At 55.4% G+C, this 23,321-nt stretch carries 27 protein-coding genes and 1 pseudogene; 11 read left to right on the top strand and 17 right to left on the bottom strand.

Annotated elements, in window-relative coordinates:
- Position 1 precedes the first annotated feature (1 nt).
- The gene (locus tag ACT3HL_RS15975; protein WP_445087751.1) at positions 2 to 160 is read left to right on the top strand and encodes a hypothetical protein; all 159 of its coding nucleotides are present in this window, start codon (positions 2 to 4) and stop codon (positions 158 to 160) included.
- On the opposite strand, the gene ACT3HL_RS15970 is transcribed toward ACT3HL_RS15975, so the two are convergent.
- From ACT3HL_RS15970 to ACT3HL_RS15960, 3 genes are all read right to left on the bottom strand, one after another.
- Entirely contained in the window at positions 157 to 429 is a 273-nt protein-coding gene (locus ACT3HL_RS15970; RefSeq protein WP_445087750.1) for a hypothetical protein, read from the bottom strand. The two genes, ACT3HL_RS15975 and ACT3HL_RS15970, sit on opposite strands and share 4 nt — an antisense overlap.
- A 282-nt stretch (positions 430 to 711) precedes the next feature.
- A complete protein-coding gene (locus ACT3HL_RS15965) occupies positions 712 to 1,353 on the bottom strand; it encodes an isochorismatase family protein (protein WP_445087749.1) in 642 nt (213 codons plus the stop codon).
- A gap of 170 nt (positions 1,354 to 1,523) precedes the next feature.
- The gene (locus ACT3HL_RS15960) at positions 1,524 to 2,273 is read right to left on the bottom strand and encodes an HFX_2341 family transcriptional regulator domain-containing protein (RefSeq protein ID WP_445087748.1); all 750 of its coding nucleotides are present in this window, start codon (positions 2,271 to 2,273) and stop codon (positions 1,524 to 1,526) included.
- Between the two features lie 196 nt (positions 2,274 to 2,469).
- Between ACT3HL_RS15960 and ACT3HL_RS15955 the strand changes: the two genes are divergently transcribed.
- The gene (locus ACT3HL_RS15955) at positions 2,470 to 3,066 is read left to right on the top strand and encodes a hypothetical protein (RefSeq protein ID WP_445087747.1); all 597 of its coding nucleotides are present in this window, start codon (positions 2,470 to 2,472) and stop codon (positions 3,064 to 3,066) included.
- Between the two features lie 3 nt (positions 3,067 to 3,069).
- Positions 3,070 to 4,980: a HEAT repeat domain-containing protein gene (locus ACT3HL_RS15950; RefSeq protein ID WP_445087746.1), complete on the top strand. Its 1,911-nt coding sequence runs from the start codon at positions 3,070 to 3,072 to the stop codon at positions 4,978 to 4,980.
- Between the two features lie 211 nt (positions 4,981 to 5,191).
- On the opposite strand, the gene ACT3HL_RS15945 is transcribed toward ACT3HL_RS15950, so the two are convergent.
- The 6 genes from ACT3HL_RS15945 to ACT3HL_RS15920 all read right to left on the bottom strand — a co-directional run bounded on the left by ACT3HL_RS15945 (position 5,192) and on the right by ACT3HL_RS15920 (position 11,234).
- Complete coding sequence (locus ACT3HL_RS15945) at positions 5,192 to 6,430, bottom strand: phage integrase SAM-like domain-containing protein (RefSeq protein WP_445087745.1); 1,239 nt, start codon at positions 6,428 to 6,430, stop codon at positions 5,192 to 5,194.
- Between the two features lie 27 nt (positions 6,431 to 6,457).
- Positions 6,458 to 6,967 carry a DNA-binding protein gene (locus ACT3HL_RS15940; protein ID WP_174955904.1) on the bottom strand — a complete coding sequence of 170 codons (510 nt, stop codon included), beginning with the start codon at positions 6,965 to 6,967 and terminating at the stop codon, positions 6,458 to 6,460.
- Complete coding sequence (locus tag ACT3HL_RS15935) at positions 6,960 to 7,655, bottom strand: nucleotidyltransferase domain-containing protein (RefSeq protein WP_445087744.1); 696 nt, start codon at positions 7,653 to 7,655, stop codon at positions 6,960 to 6,962. The genes ACT3HL_RS15940 and ACT3HL_RS15935 overlap by 8 nt, the downstream gene beginning before the upstream one ends.
- Before the next feature lie 100 nt (positions 7,656 to 7,755).
- Entirely contained in the window at positions 7,756 to 8,337 is a 582-nt protein-coding gene (locus tag ACT3HL_RS15930; RefSeq protein ID WP_445087743.1) for a DUF7342 family protein, read from the bottom strand.
- Positions 8,338 to 8,832: 495 nt separating this feature from the next.
- A complete protein-coding gene (locus tag ACT3HL_RS15925; protein ID WP_445087784.1) occupies positions 8,833 to 10,545 on the bottom strand; it encodes a transposase in 1,713 nt (570 codons plus the stop codon).
- Positions 10,546 to 10,856: 311 nt separating this feature from the next.
- Positions 10,857 to 11,234: a hypothetical protein gene (locus tag ACT3HL_RS15920; protein WP_445087742.1), complete on the bottom strand. Its 378-nt coding sequence runs from the start codon at positions 11,232 to 11,234 to the stop codon at positions 10,857 to 10,859.
- Between the two features lie 416 nt (positions 11,235 to 11,650).
- Between ACT3HL_RS15920 and ACT3HL_RS15915 the strand changes: the two genes are divergently transcribed.
- The 4 genes from ACT3HL_RS15915 to ACT3HL_RS15900 are packed head-to-tail and all read left to right on the top strand — an operon-like array spanning position 11,651 to position 13,674.
- The gene (locus ACT3HL_RS15915) at positions 11,651 to 11,986 is read left to right on the top strand and encodes a hypothetical protein (protein ID WP_445087741.1); all 336 of its coding nucleotides are present in this window, start codon (positions 11,651 to 11,653) and stop codon (positions 11,984 to 11,986) included.
- 5 nt (positions 11,987 to 11,991) lie between these two features.
- Complete coding sequence (locus ACT3HL_RS15910) at positions 11,992 to 12,861, top strand: FAD:protein FMN transferase (RefSeq protein ID WP_445087783.1); 870 nt, start codon at positions 11,992 to 11,994, stop codon at positions 12,859 to 12,861.
- Positions 12,845 to 13,132 (top strand): thrombospondin type 3 repeat-containing protein, encoded by a 288-nt coding sequence (locus ACT3HL_RS15905; protein WP_220599877.1) that lies wholly within the window; start codon positions 12,845 to 12,847, stop codon positions 13,130 to 13,132. The genes ACT3HL_RS15910 and ACT3HL_RS15905 overlap by 17 nt, the downstream gene beginning before the upstream one ends.
- Positions 13,132 to 13,674, top strand: a complete 543-nt coding sequence (locus ACT3HL_RS15900; protein ID WP_445087740.1) for a hypothetical protein — start codon at positions 13,132 to 13,134, stop codon at positions 13,672 to 13,674. Before ACT3HL_RS15905 ends, ACT3HL_RS15900 begins: the two co-directional genes overlap by 1 nt.
- Here ACT3HL_RS15900 and ACT3HL_RS15895 read toward each other — a convergent pair.
- The 3 genes from ACT3HL_RS15895 to ACT3HL_RS15885 all read right to left on the bottom strand — a co-directional run bounded on the left by ACT3HL_RS15895 (position 13,671) and on the right by ACT3HL_RS15885 (position 16,497).
- A complete protein-coding gene (locus ACT3HL_RS15895) occupies positions 13,671 to 14,192 on the bottom strand; it encodes a metalloregulator ArsR/SmtB family transcription factor (RefSeq protein WP_445087739.1) in 522 nt (173 codons plus the stop codon). The two genes, ACT3HL_RS15900 and ACT3HL_RS15895, sit on opposite strands and share 4 nt — an antisense overlap.
- A gap of 3 nt (positions 14,193 to 14,195) precedes the next feature.
- The gene (locus ACT3HL_RS15890) at positions 14,196 to 14,372 is read right to left on the bottom strand and encodes a hypothetical protein (protein ID WP_445087738.1); all 177 of its coding nucleotides are present in this window, start codon (positions 14,370 to 14,372) and stop codon (positions 14,196 to 14,198) included.
- A gap of 448 nt (positions 14,373 to 14,820) precedes the next feature.
- Positions 14,821 to 16,497 (bottom strand): transposase, encoded by a 1,677-nt coding sequence (locus ACT3HL_RS15885; RefSeq protein ID WP_445087737.1) that lies wholly within the window; start codon positions 16,495 to 16,497, stop codon positions 14,821 to 14,823.
- Positions 16,498 to 16,608: 111 nt separating this feature from the next.
- On the opposite strand from ACT3HL_RS15885, the gene ACT3HL_RS15880 reads away from it, so the two are divergent.
- Both ACT3HL_RS15880 and ACT3HL_RS15875 read left to right on the top strand, forming a co-directional pair.
- Positions 16,609 to 17,091, top strand: a complete 483-nt coding sequence (locus ACT3HL_RS15880; RefSeq protein WP_445087736.1) for a GNAT family N-acetyltransferase — start codon at positions 16,609 to 16,611, stop codon at positions 17,089 to 17,091.
- Positions 17,092 to 17,272: 181 nt separating this feature from the next.
- Positions 17,273 to 18,445 (top strand): Fic/DOC family N-terminal domain-containing protein, encoded by a 1,173-nt coding sequence (locus ACT3HL_RS15875; protein ID WP_445087735.1) that lies wholly within the window; start codon positions 17,273 to 17,275, stop codon positions 18,443 to 18,445.
- Positions 18,446 to 18,702: 257 nt separating this feature from the next.
- On the opposite strand, the pseudogene ACT3HL_RS15870 reads toward ACT3HL_RS15875, so the two are convergent.
- From ACT3HL_RS15870 to ACT3HL_RS15850, 5 genes and pseudogenes are all read right to left on the bottom strand, one after another.
- Positions 18,703 to 19,230, bottom strand: a pseudogene (locus tag ACT3HL_RS15870) (transposase); the annotation flags it as partial.
- Positions 19,231 to 19,616: 386 nt separating this feature from the next.
- A complete protein-coding gene (locus ACT3HL_RS15865) occupies positions 19,617 to 20,123 on the bottom strand; it encodes a twitching motility protein PilT (RefSeq protein WP_445087734.1) in 507 nt (168 codons plus the stop codon).
- Positions 20,120 to 20,488, bottom strand: coding sequence for a UPF0175 family protein (locus ACT3HL_RS15860; RefSeq protein WP_445087733.1), 369 nt, complete (start codon positions 20,486 to 20,488; stop codon positions 20,120 to 20,122). The genes ACT3HL_RS15865 and ACT3HL_RS15860 overlap by 4 nt, the downstream gene beginning before the upstream one ends.
- A gap of 290 nt (positions 20,489 to 20,778) precedes the next feature.
- Entirely contained in the window at positions 20,779 to 21,297 is a 519-nt protein-coding gene (locus tag ACT3HL_RS15855; RefSeq protein WP_445087732.1) for a hypothetical protein, read from the bottom strand.
- A gap of 18 nt (positions 21,298 to 21,315) precedes the next feature.
- Complete coding sequence (locus tag ACT3HL_RS15850; protein WP_445087731.1) at positions 21,316 to 21,651, bottom strand: hypothetical protein; 336 nt, start codon at positions 21,649 to 21,651, stop codon at positions 21,316 to 21,318.
- Positions 21,652 to 22,101: 450 nt separating this feature from the next.
- On the opposite strand from ACT3HL_RS15850, the gene ACT3HL_RS15845 reads away from it, so the two are divergent.
- Positions 22,102 to 22,647, top strand: coding sequence for a DUF7344 domain-containing protein (locus tag ACT3HL_RS15845; protein ID WP_445087730.1), 546 nt, complete (start codon positions 22,102 to 22,104; stop codon positions 22,645 to 22,647).
- Positions 22,648 to 22,738: 91 nt separating this feature from the next.
- Positions 22,739 to 23,065, top strand: a complete 327-nt coding sequence (locus tag ACT3HL_RS15840) for an ArsR family transcriptional regulator (RefSeq protein ID WP_445087729.1) — start codon at positions 22,739 to 22,741, stop codon at positions 23,063 to 23,065.
- The last annotated feature ends 256 nt before the right edge of the window (positions 23,066 to 23,321 follow it).

Raw genomic sequence — 23,321 nt, 5'->3', positions numbered from 1 at the left:
GGTGGAGGCCATACAGTTCACGGGTGACTGTCTCAGAGTTGATCTTGTCCCGGACCGGGTTGATTTTGATGTACTCTTGGGAGGTCTCGATCGCCTCGATGAACTCCTCTACTTCAAGATCGTTGTCGATGTCGTTTGGAGAAACAGTTTCGCGTTCTAGAGGCTGTTGGCGCTGAGATCGGCTTCTGTCCTGTCTCTGTTGTAGATCTCGACTTTGTCCCTTTGGTGGTGATTTCGAGGTATCCTTTGTGAAGCCACGACGTTCGTGTTCAGGCAGGCGCTTTTGGCTTTCATGTTTGCCGTTTGATCCAGATTTTTGAGACGAAGTTTGTTCTGATCGGTTGTCGGAGTTATCCTTTCTTTTCTCTTTTTCAACGAGATCTCGCAGACTGCCTTCCCTATCGTCTTCAGGCCGGTTTTGCTTGTCACCTCCTCCCTCAGAGCGTTGAGCTCTATCGTCGGTCTGATTACGTGCTCCGCCTTGAGGGGATGAATTATTATCTTCCGTCATAATGGCCAGAATTATACGCTTCAAACAATCTATCTGCCATCTTCTATACTTTGTGATTAGCTATATTCGACCGTGTAGAAACTACAACCACCAATATGTCTTATCCAACAGACTACCCAGAGGGCGTCATAGAACTCTTCGCACCCACCCAGGAGTCGCTCAGTACAGGGTACACATTGTTCGGACTGGGTTACCGAAGACTACTCCGTCACCCACTCGATGGTGTCCTCAGTCTCTTTGACGGCGACCCCAATATCCTCCAGCTCTCGTACCCCTCGTTCGTAAACTCCGGATGTCGCGTCGGGAACGAAGACGATTCGGTAATCACGTTCGCTCGCCTCGTAAATCGTCGTTCGCGGGCAGTTCGGGAAGTTACAGCCACACACGACGATGGTATCCAGTGAGCGAGTATCGAGAAAATTGGTTAGATCCGTTCGATAGAATGCGCTCCAGCGAGGCTTGTACATCACGTGTTCGTGGGGGCTGATCTCCTGAAAATCGCCGTTCAACAGCCGGTCTGCGTCGAGGCGCACGTCTGTCGAGGGTTTCAATTCAGCGACCAACTCGGCACCATCGGTCCCGGGGCGAACGATATCCGCTCCGGCTTCAATCTCCGCTCGTCTGCACCGATCAACGTTCGAGCCGTCTTCTTCGTACAACCGGACGACGTGGACGATTGGTGCCTGCCGGGAACGAAACAGTTCGACGAGCCGGGTCATTCGTGGCACTGCCTCACCAGTCCCCTCGATTTCAGCGGGGGCACCGGCTAACGTGAAGTCATTTTGCGTGTCGATGGTGAGCAACACCGCACTGTCTCGGTTGGGGCGGACGTACTCATTCATACGCTGACATTAGCGCAACTATTATTGAACGTTCGGTGCGTTCGGTTCGCAGCCAGAGTCTTACGGCTGATTCGTCTAGATGAGATCGTGAAATAAACATCGTGACAAGCCTTCGATGACACCCTATACCCCATTCAACGCGTGAGTTACTCGAAATTTTCGAGTTTAGGTCATTCGAACGTTGGGCTAGGGAATATTCGGAGCGCGTCTCGGCCGTGATCATCGAGGTAGACACGCTTTTTCCGACCGTCTTTCTCGATGTGGATGTAGCTCTGTTCGCGGAGCGGTTTGATGATGTGTGTTTCGAGTAGTCTGTAGAGTCCTTCTTCGGTTTTCGAAGAGGTGTCTGTGATGAAATTGAGTTCCTCGTCTCGGGCGTGTTGAATGAGTTCTTTTTTCGTTGCACCGTTTTGCTCTCGGAGATACCCAAGAATAGTCAGCTGGTCTGGCGATGGACTACTGAGCCGAAAGACTGGCAGATCAAACATTTCCCCAACAGAATCGACAAGGGGGTCGGAGGGCGCCTTGCGACTCCCGTCCTTGTCTTCGAAGCTGGGCGCGACGTAAAACGGCGTCGCAGAGGTGGATTGACACGCCATCATCCCACCGATCGCAGTTAGCTTACTCCCTGTCGAGAGGTTCACTAAGACATCATCCTTCTGGTGAGCTTCGATCGCGTCGACAAATGCGGTGACCGCGCTGTTGATGTCGAAGAGGTCGCATTCTCGTTCGTTGAGCTCGATACGATCATTCTCTCGGAGAGTCTGTACGAGATCGCGTTGGAATGATGCCTCGTAGTCCTGGTTCGCTTTGTGACGGAGTAACACGACTGTATCGGCGTTATATTCGTAGATCGGTTCGAGAATACGGTTGTATTCGTACCCAAGTGGCGCGATCTGTACGCGGTCGGCGACGTCCATTAGCGATGGATAGACAGCCCTCTCTGAAGTAACTAACGTCTATAAGTTAGTATTGTTGGATATGGCCAGAATTTGAATTTGGATTTCTTCCAGAACTACAGTACAATCTGTCTCAGACAAGTACGCTGTGAGCGATACTAACGATACTAAGTTAACAACAATACTTATAGCAAATACCATCATACTCTGAATCACAATGTCGGCAGATCGACCAAGCCAATCCGATGACGAACTCACAGCCACGCTAAGAGAAGCACGTAGCGAATACGAGCGTCGAACAAGAGCACAGTCGCCTCCGACGTTAACCCAGAATCTGGATGTCGAGAACTTTTGGGCTGCTGAAGAAGAACTCCTCAGCTACGTACCGAATCACATCAAGCAACACGGTCACATCGAAGACAAAGAACTCCTCGAGAATATCGTCCTGTGGAAATTCCCCGTCGTCATCGGTAACATCCGCGAGAACAAGCCTGCTCAAATTGCGACAGTCTCCAAGCGCGCATTTCAAGCAGAGAATGCGCGTGATGCAATTCAGGAGCTCAACGAGTTACAGGGCGTTGCAGATTCGATCGCAGGTGCGATTCTGATGTTCGCCCATCCACACCGATACACGGTGATGGACCCTCGAGCAACGGAGGCACTCGAAACTCTCGGCTACTGGAATGGTGACACAGTTGCTGTAGACGAACAGTATGAATCATATTGTCTTCGTTGTCACGAACTCAGCCAGCAAACTGGGCTCTCACTACGAGACGTCGATAGAGCGCTTTACATCCTCGGTGGCGAGGAGTGAACAATGGTCGTCTCCATCGGTCACTTCGACACCGACCAAGACGAGTTCGTCATCGAAGGGAGACTCCATAATGGGGCTGCCGTCCCGGGGAGTTCAGATGACTGGGAGCAATGGGTAACGACGTTTCGTGGGGCACCACACGATATCGACCAAGAGTATCACCGTATCGAGCATCAATCTCGACTCGACAGACAAATCATCGATCGCCCGGCAGCCCACCCACGCGACGAATATTCGCTGATGATGAAAATGAAGACGCCATACCAAATGGCGTCAATTCGTCCCCCGAGAAGTGAGTACGAGACCCTCAAAACGATCGCAGCTGATGCATCACAACTCACTCTGCCACCGCAGAACGAACTTGAGTCTAGTCCACTCTCGATTCGACGCTACAGCGGCCCCTCAGACGGACAGCCGCTTTCTTTTGTAATCATCTACGAGACGGGTCACGTTGCAGTCCACGCCCGCGAGAACTGTGCCTACGAGGGCCAATATCAGTTCGCCATCAGCGATGATGTAGTTTCAGACCTTGTTGGTTGCGTATACGAATCCGGATTCGGATCGCTCAGCCATACTTATCTCGGCTCGAAAGACTCTCTCGCTGCAACGTCACTTGGATTCTGTGCGGGAACTAACCAACAGTGGGTGTATGCCTACACGGACCCCCCACCGAACGCATTCTCTACAGTTGACGACGCGGTCCGTTCCGCAAGTGGAATCGATCTATTCGAAACAGGAGACCACGAGGCGATCAGGAGTACCTTGACTAGTGGGCGTCCTGCGGCGGCGCTCTCACTACTCGCTCAGAACACGGACCTCATTGAAGAGATCCCTCACGAAGCGGTTTTAGCGGGTATCGAAACGGGAATACAGAGTGACCCGGATCGAACTAAATACGTCGCTTTGGAGGTGCTTTCGAACGTCCAGTCGACAGTTCCAGACCGTCTCTGGGAAGCGGTTTGCACCATCGAAAGCGATCATCCCGACCTTATTCAAAAAGTGACGTCGACGACAACAGTAGTCGTCGCAACCAAACCAGAATTAGTTGACGACCTCGCAGCATCGCTCCTTGAGACGCTTAGAACAGACGATCCGCGTCGACGAACGGCTGCGTTAGAATCACTCAAGAGCGTGAGTGAACACCAGCCACGTGTTCTTATTGATGCCCTCCCAGCTATTGAGACCATTCTGACGGATGGTCGGACATCGGACCAACGGACTGCGCTCGATGCAGTCCTCTCGCTGGCGAAGGCAGAACCAGAACACGTCGAACCACTCGCTTCAACCCTGCTGACGTTCATTGACGAGAGGACACTTCCGATACGGTCATCAGCGATTGTCGGGCACCTCGCAAAGGCCCGACCTGATGTTGCGGTGCCCGCCATCGAGACATTTGGAGAATGGCTTGATGCTGAAGAATCGCGGATTCGAGCAAATGGACTCGCAATCCTCGCAGACTTAGCTGGAACGTATCCCGAGAGACTCCGTCGATACGTGCCACGGGCACGCGAGTTCCTCTTGGATGAGGACGAGCTCGTCAAATATAATGCGACATCGATTCTCGCCAGAGTCGCAACCGTCGATCCAGACGCCGTCGAACCAGCAACAGACGCGCTTCGGGAAGCCCTTTCAGCCGATCATCCGCCGACACAACAAAACGCGTGCTGGGCGTTGGGTCGGATTGGTGCCTACGAAAGTCTATCAGAACTCCAAGCTCTTCGAGAGCACACTGATGTCGAAGACGTACGGGCAGCAGCAACTGCGGGAGCGGTTCTCTTGTCACTATCTGAGTGTCCCCGCTGTGATGAACGCATCAAGCCACATCAGGTGTCAGTTGCCGTCTATGAGAGTATGAAGGCTAGGTGGGAATGTCCTAGGTGTGACTACAGTACGGTCATCCAGGGATCAGACTGAAGAATATATGATTTCGGACAGAGACGTACACAAGAAAATTTGGACTCTGACACAGTTGCTCTGTCAATCTTGGAGTGTGGCGGCCATTTGGCCCGCTTCCTCTGCCTCCTGACTTCGCGACATATTGTACGTCGCAAGCGCTTCGTCAACCGCTTGGTCAAGGCTCATTGATCAACCGAACCTTGAGTCTTCTTCCGTATAACCGCTTGTGTCAATCGATCTGTTCTAATGCTTCGGTAGCCACATCCCCGAGTTCCCCCGCCTCGATGTGTGAGTACCGTTCCCGGACCATCTCTTCGGAGTTATCGAGATACCGGGCCGCTACCGTGTACCCAAACGCGCGGACAAGCACCTCCCCCATTCCACGTCGACCCCCGTGCGGAGCAAGATAATCGTGTTTCGGATGGTCGATATCGATCTCTGCGGTCTCCGAGAGCCGTTGGAGAATCGACCGTGCGCCGTCCGTCGTGATCGACGGCGGCCGAATGTCCTCATCGAGCGCCAGCAGGAGGTCGCGGGCGTATTGTTCACGTCGTTCAGTAATTGCTTCTGGGCGTTCCCCTCGGTCGGTCAACTCTTTCTGGACGAGCCCTGCGAGCGTCCGTTGGTCGAACGTCGGAAACACCGGCCATCGTTTCGTCGGTGGGTCCATCAGCTTGCGGTAGCTCCGGAGCGGTGCGATCACCGGGTCGGGGAGACTCGCGGCGTCCCACTGCTGTTTCTTCCGGTAGACGTCCATACTACCATCGTCAAGGGAGAGGTCCTCCCAGCGAACACCGCGCCGGCGCGGGTCGTTCGGGTCCCGTAGGAGTTCGCCGACGCGGACGGCGGTGTACGCGAGGACAAACACCAGTGCGCGGTCACGAGCCGCCTTCAGTGCCGCGTAGCGCGCTCGCTGCTTGTCAACGGGGTCAGTATCCTCCGGGAGTGTCGTGTACGCCTCGATGGTCGCGCGTGCCTGTTCGTCGACGTGACGAGTGATCGCGTGGCGCTGTTCCGATGTCCAGGCCTGCTGGTCGCCGGGCTTGCGGCCGTCGTCCTCCGGTAACGGCGCCATCGCACTCGCCCGCTGCGCGTAGTGCGCTTCGAGATATCCTTCGTTGACACACCATCCACACCACGCAGAGATATAGCGATAGTAGGTTTGTACCGTGTTCTGTTTGAGTCCTCGATCGCCGGCAAGATGTCGGGCATATTCCCGGAACACGCGTTCGTCGAGGTCCTCGAAGGTGGGGTCGCGGTCGACGTCGTCGGGGACGATCCCGGTCCAGTCGTCGCCCCCGCGGTCGCCGGCGGCCCACTCAGCAAACCGTTCGAGTTCGCGGGCGGCGTTGCGTCGATAATTCCCGCCGTCGCCTCCACGGCCTTTCCCCTTGTCCTGGAGGTAGCGCTCGAACGACTCGGAGAGTGAGGTCAATGGCGTCCTTTTCGTCGGTGCATTCTGGTCCATAGTGCTCTCCTGAACTGTTGAACGTAGTCAGTCACACAGACAGACGCCGCCTTCCCGGATCTGGCTCACTGCAAACTGATGGACAGCGCCGGCGAGGTCAGTCATTGCTTCCGCCTGCTCTTCGGTTGGACGCCCCCCGCCGTAATAACTCTCTGTCCGGTTCTCGCTGTAGAGGTCCTTCATCGCCTCTGCAGTCTCCCGCTCAAACAGCCCGATCTGGTGGGCACGCTCGTAGCTGAACTGGTGATCCTGAAAGTCCTGAAGCGTATCGTTCGTCATCGCGAGCGCGTACGCCTCGATCGACCGTTCGATCGCGCCGAAACAGACCTCGATGACGGCCGTGTAGTACCCATCCTGTGACTGGAGAGTGTCAACAACCTCAAGGAGGCGACACGCTTTCGTCAACTGTGTCTTCCAGTCTTCGTCGGCACTAATCCCGTCCTCGAACGCTGTTCGACCGCGTCCGACCATCTCGAAGGCATCCTGTGCACGGTCGAGTGCTGTGAGCACAGCGGTCGGGTCCGAGCCGTTACTCATCAGAGGCACCTTCCTCCAAGAGGAGGTTCTCGACGGTTTCGAAGTCATTCGTCTTGTAGACCGGAATCCCTGAAACGACGATCTCTCGGATGTCTTCGGTGTACGCCGGGATCGCCTGGACGGCCTCGACATCAATATCGTAGGCGTATCGGTCACCATCGAACTCCGTGTCTTCGAGGTTACGGGCAATGGTGTTCGCTTCTCGTTGACTTTCGGCCCGCCCAGACCGGGTTAGCACCCAGAGATCGATATCGCTCCGTCGGTCAGCCTCGCCCCGAGCCACACTCCCATAGAGGATGATGCCCACGACGTCGGTGATGTTCTCACGAAGCTCCGTAACCGCAGCTTTGACGGGTTGATGATACTCTGGTTGGGGGATCCGAAGGATCGGATCGTCCGGAATCGACAGACGCTGTCTGTTGATCTGGACGAGTCGCTGGTTGCTTTCGGCCGATTCGACGACCAAGTCGTTCGCGCTGAGAACGTTTACTGCTCGTCGGACGGACTGGTGTGAGTGACCGATCTGTGTCGCGAGTTCTCGCAGTGAGAAGTCACTGAATCGGTGGTTTGTTAAAAAGAGAAGGACGTCGCTCGTCGCCTTGTGTTTGAATAAAGTCGGATCTGAAGGGGGTATTGAAAGAGAAATAGCTGCCCCAGACGAATTCGTACTATCCGTCTCGCGGTTCATGTGCCGTACCACGGACCACTACTATAAAAACATTATACGTGAGTCGTAATCAGCCTAAATATTCATCTGCCAGCAACGGACGTGCGGAGAACGAGGTCCGTCACCTCCGGGCCTCACCACGTTCAGTCGCTGGGGCTAGAAAGTCCCACTCTCGGATGGCAAAACCCACAATTTCGATTCGCCGTTGAAGCTGTTCCCACTCACGCACGATCTCTCGGCGACGATCCTCTTCGGTGACGTCGAGTACCTGGTCAGCGATCGTCTCGCGAAGTTGGTTCGGTGACTCGACATCGAACTCGACCTTCCATCCTCGGATCTGAGCGTTCATCTCGGTGAGCCGTTCGGTGAGGTCTTCGACGGTGTAGTCGCTGTCCCGAAGGCGTATGGCCTCCGTGAGCGCTTGACGGCGATAATCGGGGAAGTATGTCGTGTGGCCCCCGGTGTCGTCACGGTGGAGGATGCCGTCGTCGACGAGATGTTCGAGGACGCGTTTGGTCGGCCCGTGTGACCAGTCTGCTTCGGAGGCGATCCAGTTTGCTGTCCGCGGCTCTGAAACCTGTCGGGCGACCATCCGCACCCGGTCTTCCCCCATGGGTTGGCGTTCCATCGGGCCCTCGGAAATCGACTCACCTCCAGTCATACAAACCCGTTCGTGCTGTGTCATAAAATAGGTCACAGGCATCTGGTCTACCACGAAAACGGCCCTCGCCATCTCCACGGACTTGGCTGAGGCGACCCAGAGAAATCTCGAACCCCGTTCTTGGCGGGTCTACCGGGGGAAGCGTCTTTCTGAGCCGATTGCAGCATTCGTGCTTCACCGACGGCGGCGGGGCACTTCAAAGTGGTCGTGATTACGGGCATAATCAGAACCACTCGCTGTATTCGCCCCATCGAGAGAAATCGAGTATCTGGAGCCCCTTAGCACCGAAAAACCGCACTATGGAAAATTATATATCGTATACCGCTATACAAAATCTCAGGCCTGGGAAGTTGAGACTACGGCGGCTATAGCACCGCTGGTATGCACGATATCAGCCGAACCACCGAACTTGACACGGTTCACACTCGGGTCGGGACACCACTTCCAGTTAGTATCCCAACTAGAACTGCGTATTTGAAGAGATCAGAACAGCGCTGCCGCTCGTTACCCCTGTTCTCACTGGCTCAATATCGGCGATTACCCGACTCCAGTTTCCTTCTTCAACAGTGTGAGCGTATTGTCCGCAGTCACAATCGGGGAATGCTCGTACTCACCCGTCAACTCGACTTGCACGAGGAGGTCGACGGCCCGCCAGATCGAGTACAACAGACACGCAAACGCGAAGTAGAAGAAGCGAAGCCCGAAATCCTTCGACGTAGTGGCGGCCATGAATCGCTTTATCGATCTGTAGCCGCTCTCGATTTCCCACCTGTAGCCATACTCCGTGAGGTGACCACTCCCGCAATTCGTCATGAACACCGAGTACTGTCGATGGTCGTCGTGCTCGGCGTCTTCTTTTCGACGATAGATCAGCGTCGTCTTGTGCCACTCATTCTTCCCGAGATGGAGTTTGCGGTCAGTCTCGTACCGGTCCTGGTCACGCTGGAGCAATCGCTTCGCCTGAGCCTTCTCGCTGGTCTGCATTCGCTTGGGAACGACGTAGGAAAGCCCGCGGTGGCTAATCATCTCCAGGACGTGCTGACTATCGAACTCCCGATCCATCAGTACGTTATCGACGTGAACGAGGTCCTCAGCCGAATCGAGCAAGTCCTCGACGATTTCTAGTCGTGTCTCTCCCTTTCGGACGGGGCGCGCGTCCAGCACGATCGGCACTGCATTCCCTACTAACTGGACGGTGGCCCACTGATAGGCGTACTCGTCGGTCTTCTCTTTCGTCCCGATTATTTCGTCTTCGTGGCCCGTTCTATCGCCGGTGAAGGGATCAGCTTCGGTAATGTCGATTGCAACGATCCCCGCTCGGAAGAACTGCTCTGTCTCGGCAACTTCGTTCAGGAGCCGAGTGATGGCCTGCCGGTACATCGCTCGAACCTGTTCAATCGAGAGGTCCCGAATCTGCTCCCGATGGGCGTGCCCCAGCGGTGTCCGATCCCGAGTCGACTCGTAGAGGAAACTGCGAGCCCCTTCGTTCGCAGCCAGCCGCTCGCGAAGTCCGAGATGCGTCTGCAGGCCCCAGTAGGCGTTCTCGTGGATCTCACAGCCCTCGCCACGGTCCAGCGAGAACGCCGGAAAGACGACACGGCTAACGTGATCGCTGATCTTCGCTGCTTCTTCCAAAACAGTCTGGTCGTCCAGATCGGTCGCACTAGGCTCGTCGTTATGGTACTGGAGCTTCCGTTCCGGGTCACGAGGAATCGCAACACCGGCATTCTGTGCGTTGATGAGAATCGTCCGAGCCGTTCTCTCGATTGTCTCACGGAGATCGGCGCTGAAGCGCTTGTTCCAACTGCGCCAGAGTGTCGACTGGTCGGGAACGGAACCGAACCCGAGCAAGCGACGGGTTTCAGAGTGCTGACGAAGATACTGGACGAGCGCGGTTTCGTGGCCCCAGCCGTACATTTCTTTCAGTAGGAACGCTCTGAAGAGCTGTGGCATCTCGTATCGAGTCGGGCCGGAGTACTGATCATGGGGACTGAACTCCACGTAGGACAGTGGATACTGACACACGAACCCCTCGACCGAGTTGTGAGCGCTGTGTTCGAACCAGATTCCCGAGACGGTCCGGATATCCTCTGTGAGCGCTGTCAGTGAACTTTGGTCGTACAGTGGCGTCGAGTCGTAGGCCGGCCAATCGACGTGTGGGCGTTGAGCGATTCGTCGAAAGACATCACGGCGGGAAGTATCACTCGGGACCACTAGAACTCCATACCCCTGACTCGTGTACGGACTCATCTCCATCGAAGGATGTGCGGCACTGTCCGAAACGGGCCAATTCCAACTTTGCCGTCATTCCTCTACTATCAGGCTGAGTCGACACCACGGGAAGGTCAACCACCGATTGCAGTGATAATGTGGAGGACGAGGACGATAGCAGTGACAACAGTCAGCAAGACGTGTACTCGTCGCCATCGTGAAAAGAGAGTCTCTTTGGTGACGGTCAGCACACGGCCAACGACTGACGGAGCCTCATCTCCTCGTCCAAGCCGGACGACGTGCCGATGTAGATATCGACCGTACAGGCCACTCGCCACCTCTAGGCCGAGTCAGACAGCAACTGCGAGACCGAGGCCTTCCCACTCTTCCACAGTAATGAAGTGTGGCAGCGTTAGTGCCGTCCCGATGAGAACGACCCACTGGTGTGTTTGTAACTGATACCGACGGTATTGCACTGGCAGTAATCGCTTTCGCTTTACAATACTGTACCCGAGGACACCGAGGACGAGAAAGACAATGCCAGCTTCAACCACACCAATGTACGGAGCCTCATTCACTTCGCCACCAAGGCCCCACCAATCTCCAATCAGACTCGCGCCTGTCTCATCTTCGTCCGAATCCTCTGCATCTTCACCTTCCTCTCCGTCCAATTCACCCATGTCCGAAACAGGGGAGAGTGACTGTTCTGTTGCGTCGAGTTTTTTCATAACTGTATGATCACCACCTACTGGCGAGGCCCCCGCTTGAACGGTGCCGACTCCACTAACGACTAGCAGGAGTACAACGAACAGACTTACTCGCCGTAAACGAGTCTGCATAGAGACACGTAGATACAACGCCGAAAAGTTCGTTCGCGTCCATCTATCGAATCCTCGTACAACCGCCGAATCATCCCGTACGCAGAGCAAACAGGGGATCGCCAGTAGTGCCAGTTGCTCAATAATGAAGCCACATACATACTCAGAACCCACCTCGCGCTCTGAACCGATTCGATAGCTGTACGAAAATTCGATGGTTGGACGCGAACGCCTTACTAAGGCTGTCTCAACCCTCTATCTGCAATGGCTGAACGCAACGACCGACACGTCGAAGATAGTGGTTCTGAACCGAGGGGTAGCTAATCATGCGCGTTCCCGTCCCGAAAAACAAACTCGTCGCCTTCACGCTCGTCGGTGCGCTCCTCACAGCTGGTGTCGCCGGGGCCCTCGCGCTGCCCGGTGGCAGCCTCGCGCAGGCTGGCGACCAACCTAACTCACCAGATACACCCGCGTCAGAATCCTCACAACAGGTTACTGCGGATGCGCCGACGCCGAATCAGGAGTTCACCCCAGCAGTCCAGACACAGTCCGGATACGAGGACGAAGAACACGAGGAGTATGAAGAAGACGACGAGGATGAAGACGACGAGGAAGAATACGAAGAGGAACACGAGGACGAAGAACACGAAGAAGACGAGTGACCGAGATGATGAGATCGCTCGCATCGGTCTACGAACGGATTGGAGACGCCTACCGCGAGTTCGAGTGTTGTGACACGACGTTTCGGATTCAGGCGACGGGCGTTCGGGCCGAGGCTGGGGCAACTGCGGCCCGAAAAACGGCTGAATCACTCGAAGCCCAGCTGAACGCCTTCGATGCGGCGAGTGCCGTCAGCCAGCTCAACCGTGAAGAAGAAGTCAGGAACGAACACGTTGCCCAAATCGTTCGCCGTGGAATCGAATACAACGACCGGACTGACGGGGTGTTCGATATTCATCAGGGCCGCGTCGAACACACCCTCAAAACATTCCTGCGCGGTGACAGCGAAACACCACCAACGGAGTTTGATACCGGAACTGTCCGAACCAGCGGGTCGCACGTCACGACCGACGTCGAACTCGACCTGAATGGCCTCGCCAAGGGATACATCGTGGATCGAACCGCCGAGACGCTCACGGGACTCGGCCGATGCGGGTTCGTCAGTGGTGGGGGGGATATGTCTCCACCGACGGGCCCGGTCGCCATCGAGAGCCCATACGGTGACGACACACCGCTGAAGGTCCTCGACACGGACTGGTATGTCGCAACATCCGGCGGATACCGACGGTCGCGAAACGGCACTGACCACGTCTACGATCCGACCACCGAATCGCTCGGCTCTCGCCATGAATCGGTCACCGTCGTGGCGCACCGAGACTGTATGGAAGCCGACGCCCTGGCGACGACCCTCACGGCACTCCCACTTGCCAAGGCACGCGAATTAGCATCGGAATGGGAGGGTCTAGAGGCGCTCATCATCCACGATGGCGTCTTCCATACGACAGATGGCTTTGAGACACATGTCTTGGACACATAAGCAACGAATCACTGTCGTGGCGATGGTCGTCTTAGTGGTGGCTGTCCCTGCTCTTTGGCAGATCGGAGACGTACGTGCCGCCCAAGCGACCGAACAAAAACAAAGCGACCTCGTCGACCAGACCGTTTCGACGCGACAGGCCCCTGCCGATTACGATGGTGATGGTATCAACGACTCGGCGGATAAGTGTCCGACACGACCGGAAACGAAAAACGGGTTCCAAGACGCGGACGGCTGTCCCGATGTCGTCGAAACGACGGGGGCATCGTGATGTCACAGTTCGTCTGGCTCCTCGACCGAGGTGCCGCACTCGTGACGTATCCGGCGTTGTATCTGGCAGTTCTCACGGGAATCCTCTACAACACGGAGTCGTTTGGAATGCTCCACGAGGCCGCTCAACGAATCCATATCGAACTCTCCGTGTTCGCGATGATCGTCACGTTGCTACACGCGGGACTCGGTGTCCTTGATGCGTGGTTCGTTGTCACCGGACAGGTTCCAGCGCCGGCATACTCGATGCCGTACTTTCTCGGCGGCATCGCCGTAGGTGCGGGGGCACTGCTCATACTCGTCGTCGCGGTGCTTGGCTTTACTGACGCAAAACGCTTCCATCGCCCTTGGGGCCCACGCGTCGTCCACTCATTCGCATATGCTGGGTTCGCCTTCGGGACAATTCACGCGGCCGCAATCGGGACTGATCTGACGGGACTCATCCGTCCTCTGCTGGGACCCTCAGTGGCGTTTCTCGTGTACGTGCTCCTGTTGCGTCTGTTGGTGCTTCGAGGGATTCCGTCGAACACGACCCCGGGTTAGTAGCTGTCCCAGAGGCCCAGGATACGGTCGACGACTTTGTCTGTGAACGAGCGCCGGTGAACCGTGTAGAGGTACTTGACGCGATCGGGATCGCTGAGCTCGTAGACGACACTTCGGCCGTCGCGCTCTTTCGTCACGAGTTCAGCTTCGGCGAGCTTTGATAGATGCCACGAGACCGTCGATTGTGCCTTGTCCAAGCGGTCGCTGAGCTCGGTTGTCGAGAGCGGACCGTCCGTGAGAAGATGTGCGAGGATGCGGCGACTATATTCCCGGCGCAACGCGTTCATCACTGTTCGATCGGCTTCGTCGAACTCGGCAGCCGGATAGTACCGCGTGTACTTGCCGTCGTCAGAGACGTCGATCAGGTCTTCATCGGCGAGCCACCTGAGCTGGTACTGGAGCGTCCCCTGCGCGTACTCGAGTTCGTCGAGGAGCGCGCGAAAGTGAATTCCGGGCGTATCGGCTATCCGCTGGTAGATTTCCCGCCGAGAGGCCAATTCGAGATCCGGGTCCGACATTGCTTAGTCCCGCGTCAAAGCGACGAAAAACGCTAGGAGGCCACCGAGGATCAGGATTGCACTCCCGTGTTCGAGTAATTCCAGCGTAGCGTACGGGACGTACGGGAGCAGCGGGTACTCGAGAAACACGATGAGTCCGTAGACGGCGAACATCGCGTACCCGAGCGTAACGATCCACATACGACGATCACGTTCCCGCCGCCATGCGAGGAAGCTGAGTACACTCAGGCCTGCAGCGAGGACGAAGATACCCAGACTAACGTATTGTTCGAGGAGTTGAGCGAGTGGCATACGTTGTATCTGTACACACAGCCGGAGCGACGTGCTCGGCGATCGATACAATTCAATCGAAGGGGGTAGCGGGGAAAACGATTGGCGTTCAACCGTCGAATCCAATCTTATGCATTGAGACGACCAGTCTCAACTACTGGGGGCCTTGGGAGTTGAGACTACAGTGGGTATAGCGGGCCTGTGATGCATGGTTTTGGCCGAATCGGAGAGCGGAAATTGACTCAGATTGCTCTCCAAATGGCCCATATTGTTGAAATCTCAACCATATACGCGAATTTCGGCCACTTTCGACAGCGTAGCCACTCAGAGTCGGGCTACCACGGGGTGAGTACCGCTACTATCCGATTCCCGTTTCCTTCTTCACCAGCGTCAGCGTATTATCGGCTGTCACAATGGGCGAGAGTTCGTATTCACCGGTTAATTCGACCTGCACAAGCAGGTCCACAGCCCGCCAGATCGAGTACAGAAGACACGCAAATGCGAAGTAGAAAAACCTCAGGCCGACGTTCTTCGAGGTCGTCGCGGCTATGAACCGCTTGATCGACTTGTACCCGCTCTCAATTTCCCATCGGTACCCGTACTCTGTGAGCAGGCCGTTGCCTCGGTTCGTCATGAAGACCGAGTACTGCCGATGATCGGTGTGTTCGGAGTTCTCTTTGCGTCGGTAGATCAGTGTCGTCGAGTGCCACTCATTATCGCCGAGATGTAACTTCCGATCGGTCTCGTAGCGGTCCTTTCCCTTCTTGAGGAGCCGATTCGCCTGCGCTCTTTCACTGGTCTGCATCCGCTTCGGGACGACGTAGGAGAGGCCGCGTTGGCTGATCATCTCCAAGATGTGCTGGCTGTCGAACTCTCGGTCCATCAGGACATTATCAATATGAACAGCCGCCTCTGCCGAGTCCAAGAGGTCCTCGACGATCTCCTTCCGGGTGTCGCCTTTCCGAACTGGGCACGCATCGAGGACTATCGGAACAGCATTCCCGACCAGCTGGACCGTCGCCCACTGGTAGGCGTACTCATCGGTTTTCTCCTTCGTGCCGATAATCTCGTCTTCGTGGTCCGTTCTATCGCCGGTGAACGGGTCGGACTCAGTAATGTCTATGGCGACGATGCCAGCCCGGAAGAACTCCTCTGTGTCTGCTACCCGGTCCAGCAGTCGACTCACCGCCTGGCGATACATCTTCCGTATCTGTTCGATTGAGAGGTCGCGTACATGCTCGCGATGGGCGTGGCCAAGTGGTGTACGGTCTCGGTTCGACTCGTGAATAAAGCTCCGAGCGCCTTCGTTGACAGCCAAGTTCTCGCGAAGTCCGAGATAGGTCTGGAGGCCCCAGTAGGCGTTCTCGTGGATTTCACAGCACTTGCCACGGTCCAGTGAGAACGCTTGGAACGCAACATCACCGACCCGCTCAGTGACTGTCTCGGCTTGTTTCAATACGGTCTGGTCATCGGGGTCCGATTCCGGACCCTCGTCACAGTGTCTGCGACTCTGTCGGTTTGGCTCGCGCGGGACCGTGACGCCCGCGTTCTGTGCTTTGATGAGGATGGTTCGCGCTGCGGTCTCAACAGTATCTTGGAGTGTAGCTGTGAATCGGTGGTGCCAGCTGCGCCACAGCGTGGACTGATCGGGGACCGACTCCAAGCCAAGTTGATCACAGAGATCGGGGTGCTGAGTGAGGTATTCGATGAGGGCAGTTTCGTGGTCCCAGCCGTGGCATTCTTTCAGCAGGAACTGGCGAAATAGTGTCTCCATCTCGTAGCTCGTCGAGCCTGCGTATCGGTCATGGGCATCGAACTGAACGTATGCGAGCGGCACTGCGTGGATGAATGGATCAACGCCATCGTGATCATCAAGCTGGAACCATATTTCCGCAACGAGACGAACGTCCGACCCTAATCCGGAGAGCGACGTGCGATCGAACAGTGGACTCGACTTGTACGTGGGCCAGTCGATATAGGATAGCTGGGCGATCTGCCGGAAGACAGTACGGCGAGACTCACGGGTTGGAGCCACGACTAGAGGGTGACCACGACACGCTCAAGTATTCGTCTAACTGCTCGATATAAACGAGGATTGCTCAATCTGGGGGAAAGTTATTATTCTAGCTGTTTGCTTGTTCACATAATGGTCTCTCTTCGAGAGGCGTCTCCTGAAGACGCAGCAGCAATGGCGCGTATCCAATCGGAGTCGCTCCGAGAGAACGGAGAAGAGTACTACACGGACGAACAGCTTGCGCTTCTGGCACCCGCTGAGCCAGATGCTGAGGCAATTCCTGAAGATGAGTTTACCGACGATTCGTGTCGTCCAATTATTGCTGAATTAGATGGATTGGTTGTTGGCTGGGGGAGCATCCACCTCGACGAGAACGTGCTGGCTGCAACATTTGTTGATCCCGACTACACAGGACAAGGAATCGGGCGCACAATTGTTGAGGAACTCGAAACAATCGCACGACAGGAAGGCGTAGAGGAGCTAATCGTTCCCGCGTCGCTAAACGCTGTTGGCTTCTACGAAACACTCGGCTTCGAAAAACAGCGCGAAATCGATGCAAGTGGCCCCGACACACCGGAGATTCCGAGTGTAGAACTGACGAAACAACTGTCCTAATCGCTCGAGTTGCAGACACACTGAGCAGGTGCTCCCCCGCAAAACCAGCGAAAAGATATGTGCCTCCAAACCTGTCCCCAAAGATCCTGAGTAGTTGTAACAGCGCAATCAGCCAGACTGTTATTTTGATTTAGTACCAAAAATACCAATAGTGGCGGGCGTATTCGTAGGGATACCACTAATGGAGCGAGATGACTTCGACGAGGCAGCACCCGGTGAGATCGTTCCCACGACGACGTCGAAGGGGACGTATTCGGCGTTTCAACCTGACCCGCTTCCGCCCTCAATCAGTACTGAGGAACTCATTACACCGCTGGCGGAGGCGACACAGGCACTTGGCCGACTTCACGGCATCGGTCCACGTGTCGGCTCAAGGGAGATCCTGATCGAGCCGTTCATCCGAAAAGAAGCGCTGGAGTCCTCGCAAATCGAGGGCACACATGCTACTCTTTCAGACATCTACGCCTATGAGGCTGGACAGGAGGCTCTCATCGACGAAGACAGACAGCAGGGCACCCAAGAAGTCGTGAACTATCTACACGCGCTGACGCACGGATTGGATGCGATCACAGCTGGCGATCCAATCACCGTCGAATTGCTATGCGAGATGCACGACCGGTTGCTTTCGGGTGTCCGTGGAGATGAGGCTGACCCAGGGGAACTCCGTTCGACTCAGAACTTCATCGGCAGTACGCCATACATCCAAGACGCCAGATACGTCCCGCCACCACCGAACAAGATTCCTGGCCTTCTCGAAGACTTGCTCGAGTATGCGAACCAAGAGACGAATCTGCATCCACTTCTCCGAATCGGGCTAATCCACTACCAGTTCGAGACGATTCACCCATTTCTCGATGGGAATGGACGACTTGGGCGACTATTGATCAGTCTCCTCCTGCAACGTGACGGTCTCCTGCCTGAGCCGTATCTCTACCTGAGTTCGTATTTCAACGCACGACGTTCAGCGTATGTCGATCATCTCTTGGCAGTCAGTCAGCACGGTGAATGGGAAGAGTGGCTCCTGTTTTTCCTGCGTGGCGTGCAGTCACAAGCAGAGGAGGCCCACCAGCGGGCCAACCTGCTAGTCAACCTCCGAGAAGACTATCAACAGCGCTATCAGAGCGAGCGGTCTGAGAATATCCTTGAACTGGTGATGCGGCTCTTCGAAGATCCGTACCTAGACGTGAACACAGCAGCCGACTGGTTGGATGTCGAATACAGCACGGCTAACCGACTGATCGGACAGCTCGAAGATGACGGAATACTCGAAGAACTCACCGGGAAAGACCGGAATCGGTTCTACCGGGCGAGCGAAGTCTTCCAGATCATCAACAAGCCGATCGATCAGCTCTGAACGACTGAGCAGAGAGGGCTTGAGGCATACGCATTGAGATGGCCAGTCTCAACTACTGGAGACGCGGGAAGTTGAGACTATAGCAGGTTTAGCGGGCCTGTAATGCGTGGTTTCGGCCGAATCGGAGAGAGGAGTCTGCTTCAGGCCAATTCTCAAACGCCCGTTCTTGTTTCGCAGGCAACTAATTCGGGGACTTTTCGAGACTTCAAATAGCGTAGCCACTCAGACGCCGCGCTACCACGGGTAGAGTCCACGTACTATCCGATTCCTATTTCCTTCTTCAACAGCGTCAGCGTGTTATCAGCCGTCACGATTGGTGAGTGTTCATACTCGCCAGTTAGCTCAACCTGCACAAGCAGATCCACCGCTCGCCAAATCGAGTACAACAGACACGCGAACGCAAAATAGAAGAACTGCAACCCGAAATCCCTCGATGTCGTGGCGGCCATAAATCGTTTGATCGACCTGTAGCCGCTCTTGATCTCCCACCTGTACCCGTACTCGGTGAGATGTCCGCTTCCCGTATTCGTTATGAACACCGAGTATTGCCGATGATAGTCGTGTTCGGAGTTCTCCTTCCGCCGATAGATCAGCGTTGTCGAGTGCCACTCGTTGTCGCCGAGATGGAGTTTGCGGTCGGTCTCGTACCGATCTTGATCATGTCGAAGCAACCGCTTGGCCTGAGCTCTCTCACTCGTCTGCATCCGCTTGGGAACGACATACGAGAGCCCGCGCTGGCTGATCGTCTCCAAGACGTGCTGGCTGTCGAACTCCCGGTCCATCAGGTCGACGTCTCCTACCAGAGATACGCCTTCGGTGTCGGGGACACAATGTTCGAGTTCTCCGGCGTACCGACCAAAAGCGAAATCGCGTCGACTGTCACGCAACTCCAGTCGTAGCTGTGGACTCTCGGTCAGGGATCGAAGTGGTAGATGTAGGGGTGGTCAGCCTTCCTAGCGGGCATAATCTCTTCGAGTAGCTTGCGAACCTCGGATTCGGAGGGGGCACTAGTGATGATCCGATCATCGCAGATCGCTACATATGCTTCGTTGAGTCCCAACTCGCGCAGTTCGCGACCCAAGCTGCGGGCTCGGGCCTTCCCCATTTCCTGGTGGTAATACACGTGCTCACGGTCACACTAATCAGGCGTTTCGAACTCCGAACAAGCCCGTCATCGATACTCCGAGATGGTTCGATACGGAACGTAGTAGCTAATCTCATCAATCCATGTCGACAGCCACTCGTCAGCAGTGGCTTCATCGATCTTCCCAGCATCAATTGCAGCCAACAGAACGCCAACCGATCCGACAACGGTCACACCTTGGTCTTTCGCAAACGACCGGGCATCTCCGTCATCTGTCAGCAGTCGACCGTCTTGTGCGTCGGCAAGGGCGAACGCCTGTGCTTCCCCGGGGTCGAGATGCCCACCAACAACGGCTTCTCTGTTTGCGACAGTATCCGAAATCGTCGCAACTGGGATTTCGTCATCGAGCGTATCGAGTGCTTCCTGGAGATATGGGTGATTATCGACGCCGTGTTCGAGCTCCTCACGAACGACTGGTACCGTACAGATTCCGGAGAGGCCAGCAACTACCCACAGCTGATCGATGTACGCAAAATTCGAGAGGACAGTCGTGTTCAAGACGCTCGGGTTCGCTGGGAGATCGTTACCTGTCATTTAACACGTGACGCCTCATCAGACGAGTCCTCATCATCGAATTCGAGTTCACGTGCTGCCTCTACCTCGTAGGCTGCGTCGTCTTCGTCACCGAGCCCGAGGCGAAGTTCAACACCGTGCTCACGGAGGATGTCACGCATCGTCCAGCGGTCGACATCAGCGAGTCTCGCAGCATCACCGAGTGTGATCCGCTCGCGTTCGTAGAGGGCGACCGCAGCTGCAATACGTTCGTTCTCGTGGTCCTCGAAGTACTCACGCACGAACTCGCGTAACGCATCGCTCTTGCCCCCGAACACACCAGCCTCGACAGCACCCTCGATGAGGAGGTCGAGATCGTCTGGGTAGGAGCCGGTAATTCGTGCCATCGTTCTATCCGGGACTACGTTTTCATACTATTTATGAACTGCGCCAGAATGCCATATGCATTGAGACGACCAGTCTCAACTTCTGTGAGCCCTGTAGTTCGAATCCCGGTGATTTGCTGTACGGGATTTCCAGCTTCAACTGCGATATTCCCAGTTTCACCACCGAACCACACCGCGAAACCAGTCAAGAACCGGACAATTCACCGGAATCCCTCAAAATCACCGCGAAAACACGACTACTGCGTACTGATGGCTCTCACGAAAACTGCTGCTGCGAAAACGAAAACAGGCTATATCAGCCGCGTCAACCGCCGCTGAATATACCTGCGGAACCGGTCCGCTGTAATCCGGGGCTTCGACCGAAACTCCTTGTCCAGTCCGACCTGCACAAGGAAGTCAACCTTCAGCCACGCGTTGTACAGTAGGACAGCGAACCCGAAGTGCCACAACCGCACCTCGAACTCCTTCGAAGTCGTCCACGCAGCGAACTCCTTGATTTTCTTGTACGCCGTTTCAATCCCACCACAGCGGTTGTACTGCTCGACCTTCCGCCGGGTCTGCCGGCGGTCCACCGCAAGCTCATCATCAACGTGGGTATTCGTATAGAACGGCACCGGCTCAAGGGTATCCCCATCATCGTCACTGGTCTCCTCGTCAGAATCCCGCTTCTCACCGAACCCGTACTGTTCCTCATCAGGATTGCCCGGCATCTCGACGAGATTCGTCGTGACGCTGTCGTTCGACACGCCGTGCTTCACCGCCCCGTGGAATGCCCAATCCTGCTCAGTAGCGATGATGCCGCGTTCCATGTTTACATTGCGGCGCAATCACCGCTTCGTCCGCTTGTTTCGCGGTGCAGGCATCAGGTACCGCAGGTTGTTCGATTCGAACGCCCGGATAGTATCAGCCGTCGCAAACGCCCGGTCTGCGTAGATGCACCGCGGTGTAAGGTGGCCCGAGACGATGCTGAGAAGTTCTCGGACGACATCACCGTGGACGAACGACTGTTCATGGTCGCCGGGGTACGCCTGGTTATTCGTTCGTTCTGCGTTTCCGACGGGGATCATCCCGGCGACCATATGGACGCCGTCACCGACGAGCGTTGCTGTGGCGAACTTGTGGCACCAGTCGTATTGCTTGTGGTCAGGAATTCGGACACCCACTCCATTTCCTCACTCACCGTAGTAGGCGACGTACGTGATGTCGATTGCGAGGAACACCGGTTCAGGGTTCACATTTTCTCATCGGACAGGTCTCTTCGGCTGAGACGCTGTTACAGGTGCAGTGCGATGCTTCGATAGTTTCTGAGCAGACGATCAAAAAAACCTGTTAGCACTGTTTGATGTCGTAATTGAGTTCAAGCCGGAGGGACGATACAAAGTCTCAATGTGAAGCGATGCGATGGGACAACTCCCCACTGTTTGAGAGCTAACAACGAGTTTTGTCCCAAATCATTAAGCTTGTCTTGCCCGTGTTATGGCATAACTGCGACCGTAGTTGTCGGACAGGGACTCTGACCCCCTAACGGACGCGTCGCATTCACAACTCGTGGTACGAAGCCTGAGAACCACACTCCACGGCCCCTGTTGGGTAACGGAGGCCAACCAACTCGAATGTCCCTAACGGAACAGAGAAAATTCGATGCACCCGAAAAGAACGAACTCTACGACCTCCTGAGTAACCACCGTCGACGCTACGTCCTCCACTTTTGCAAGCGTGCCGACGGGCCGGTGACGCTGTCGGATCTCGCCGAACAAGTTGCGGCGTGGGAACAGGACAAGGAAAGAGGAGAGCTCACTGCCGATGAACGCAAGCGTGTCTACACGTCCCTGCAGCAGACGCATCTTGAACGACTGGCCGATGCGGGGATCATCAAGTACGAGGGCGGTGAGGTTGAACTGACCGACGAAGTTGTGGATCTGGATATTTATCTCGATATTGTCCCTAGTGAGTCGATCCCGTGGGGTATCTACTATCTTGGACTCTCACTGCTTTCGGCGATCGTACTAGCGGGCATCTGGCTCGGCTTTGTCCCTACTGACACCATCCCCGAAATCGGCTGGGCGGCGCTCGTTCTCTTGGTGTTTCTTCTCTCCTCCATCGGACAAGTCGTCCAGAACCATCGGTACCGCCTAAGCCAGTTGGAACACCCGCCTTAAGTTCTGTGAACCTACCCTCGCCGTTGTCGACTACTGTTCAAATTAGTGGTGCGACACTAGAAATATATACCAGTACCATATAGTGTGAGATATGCCGATTCGACTCACCCAGCCAACTGATTTCCTCATCTTGGACGTTCTCTCAGATGGCAGACGAGATCTGGGGGCGAATATATCCAACCGAATCAACAAAGACCGTGGATATGTAAACACTCGACTGCCAGTCTTAGCCGACTACGGATTAGTCCAAAAAATTGGCCCAATCGAAAATTCTGGCCTGTATCAAATTACCCCGCTTGGAATCGCTGCCGTCGATCAACAATCCCTCTACAGTAAAGATAGAGAGCAGTTTCAAACTGCAATCTCAGATTTGGAAAAACACGTCGAGATTCAAGCGCCCAAAATCAACATTGAGTAAATCTCCCAACTCAGCAAGCCTTCGCTTGTGGGAAGCTCCGCTGTTTCCGGCGGAGAGGATGTCATCATATGATACCTCAAAATCAATACGAATGGTCGCAAAAGAGAAGCTACTAATGGAGTTGAAATTAGTCGAACCGACTGATTTTCTGATTTTGGAGTGTCTCAACGATCGAGGCCGGAACAACGCTGTGAATATTGCGGTCATCTTGGATTACGAACGAACGTATATGAACGCCCGGCTCAGCGCACTCGTG

The sequence above is a fragment of the Halobellus sp. GM3 genome, assembly GCF_052545375.1.
The sequence above is the reverse complement of the archived record's forward strand: the minus strand, read 5'-3'. Positions and strand labels throughout refer to the sequence as shown.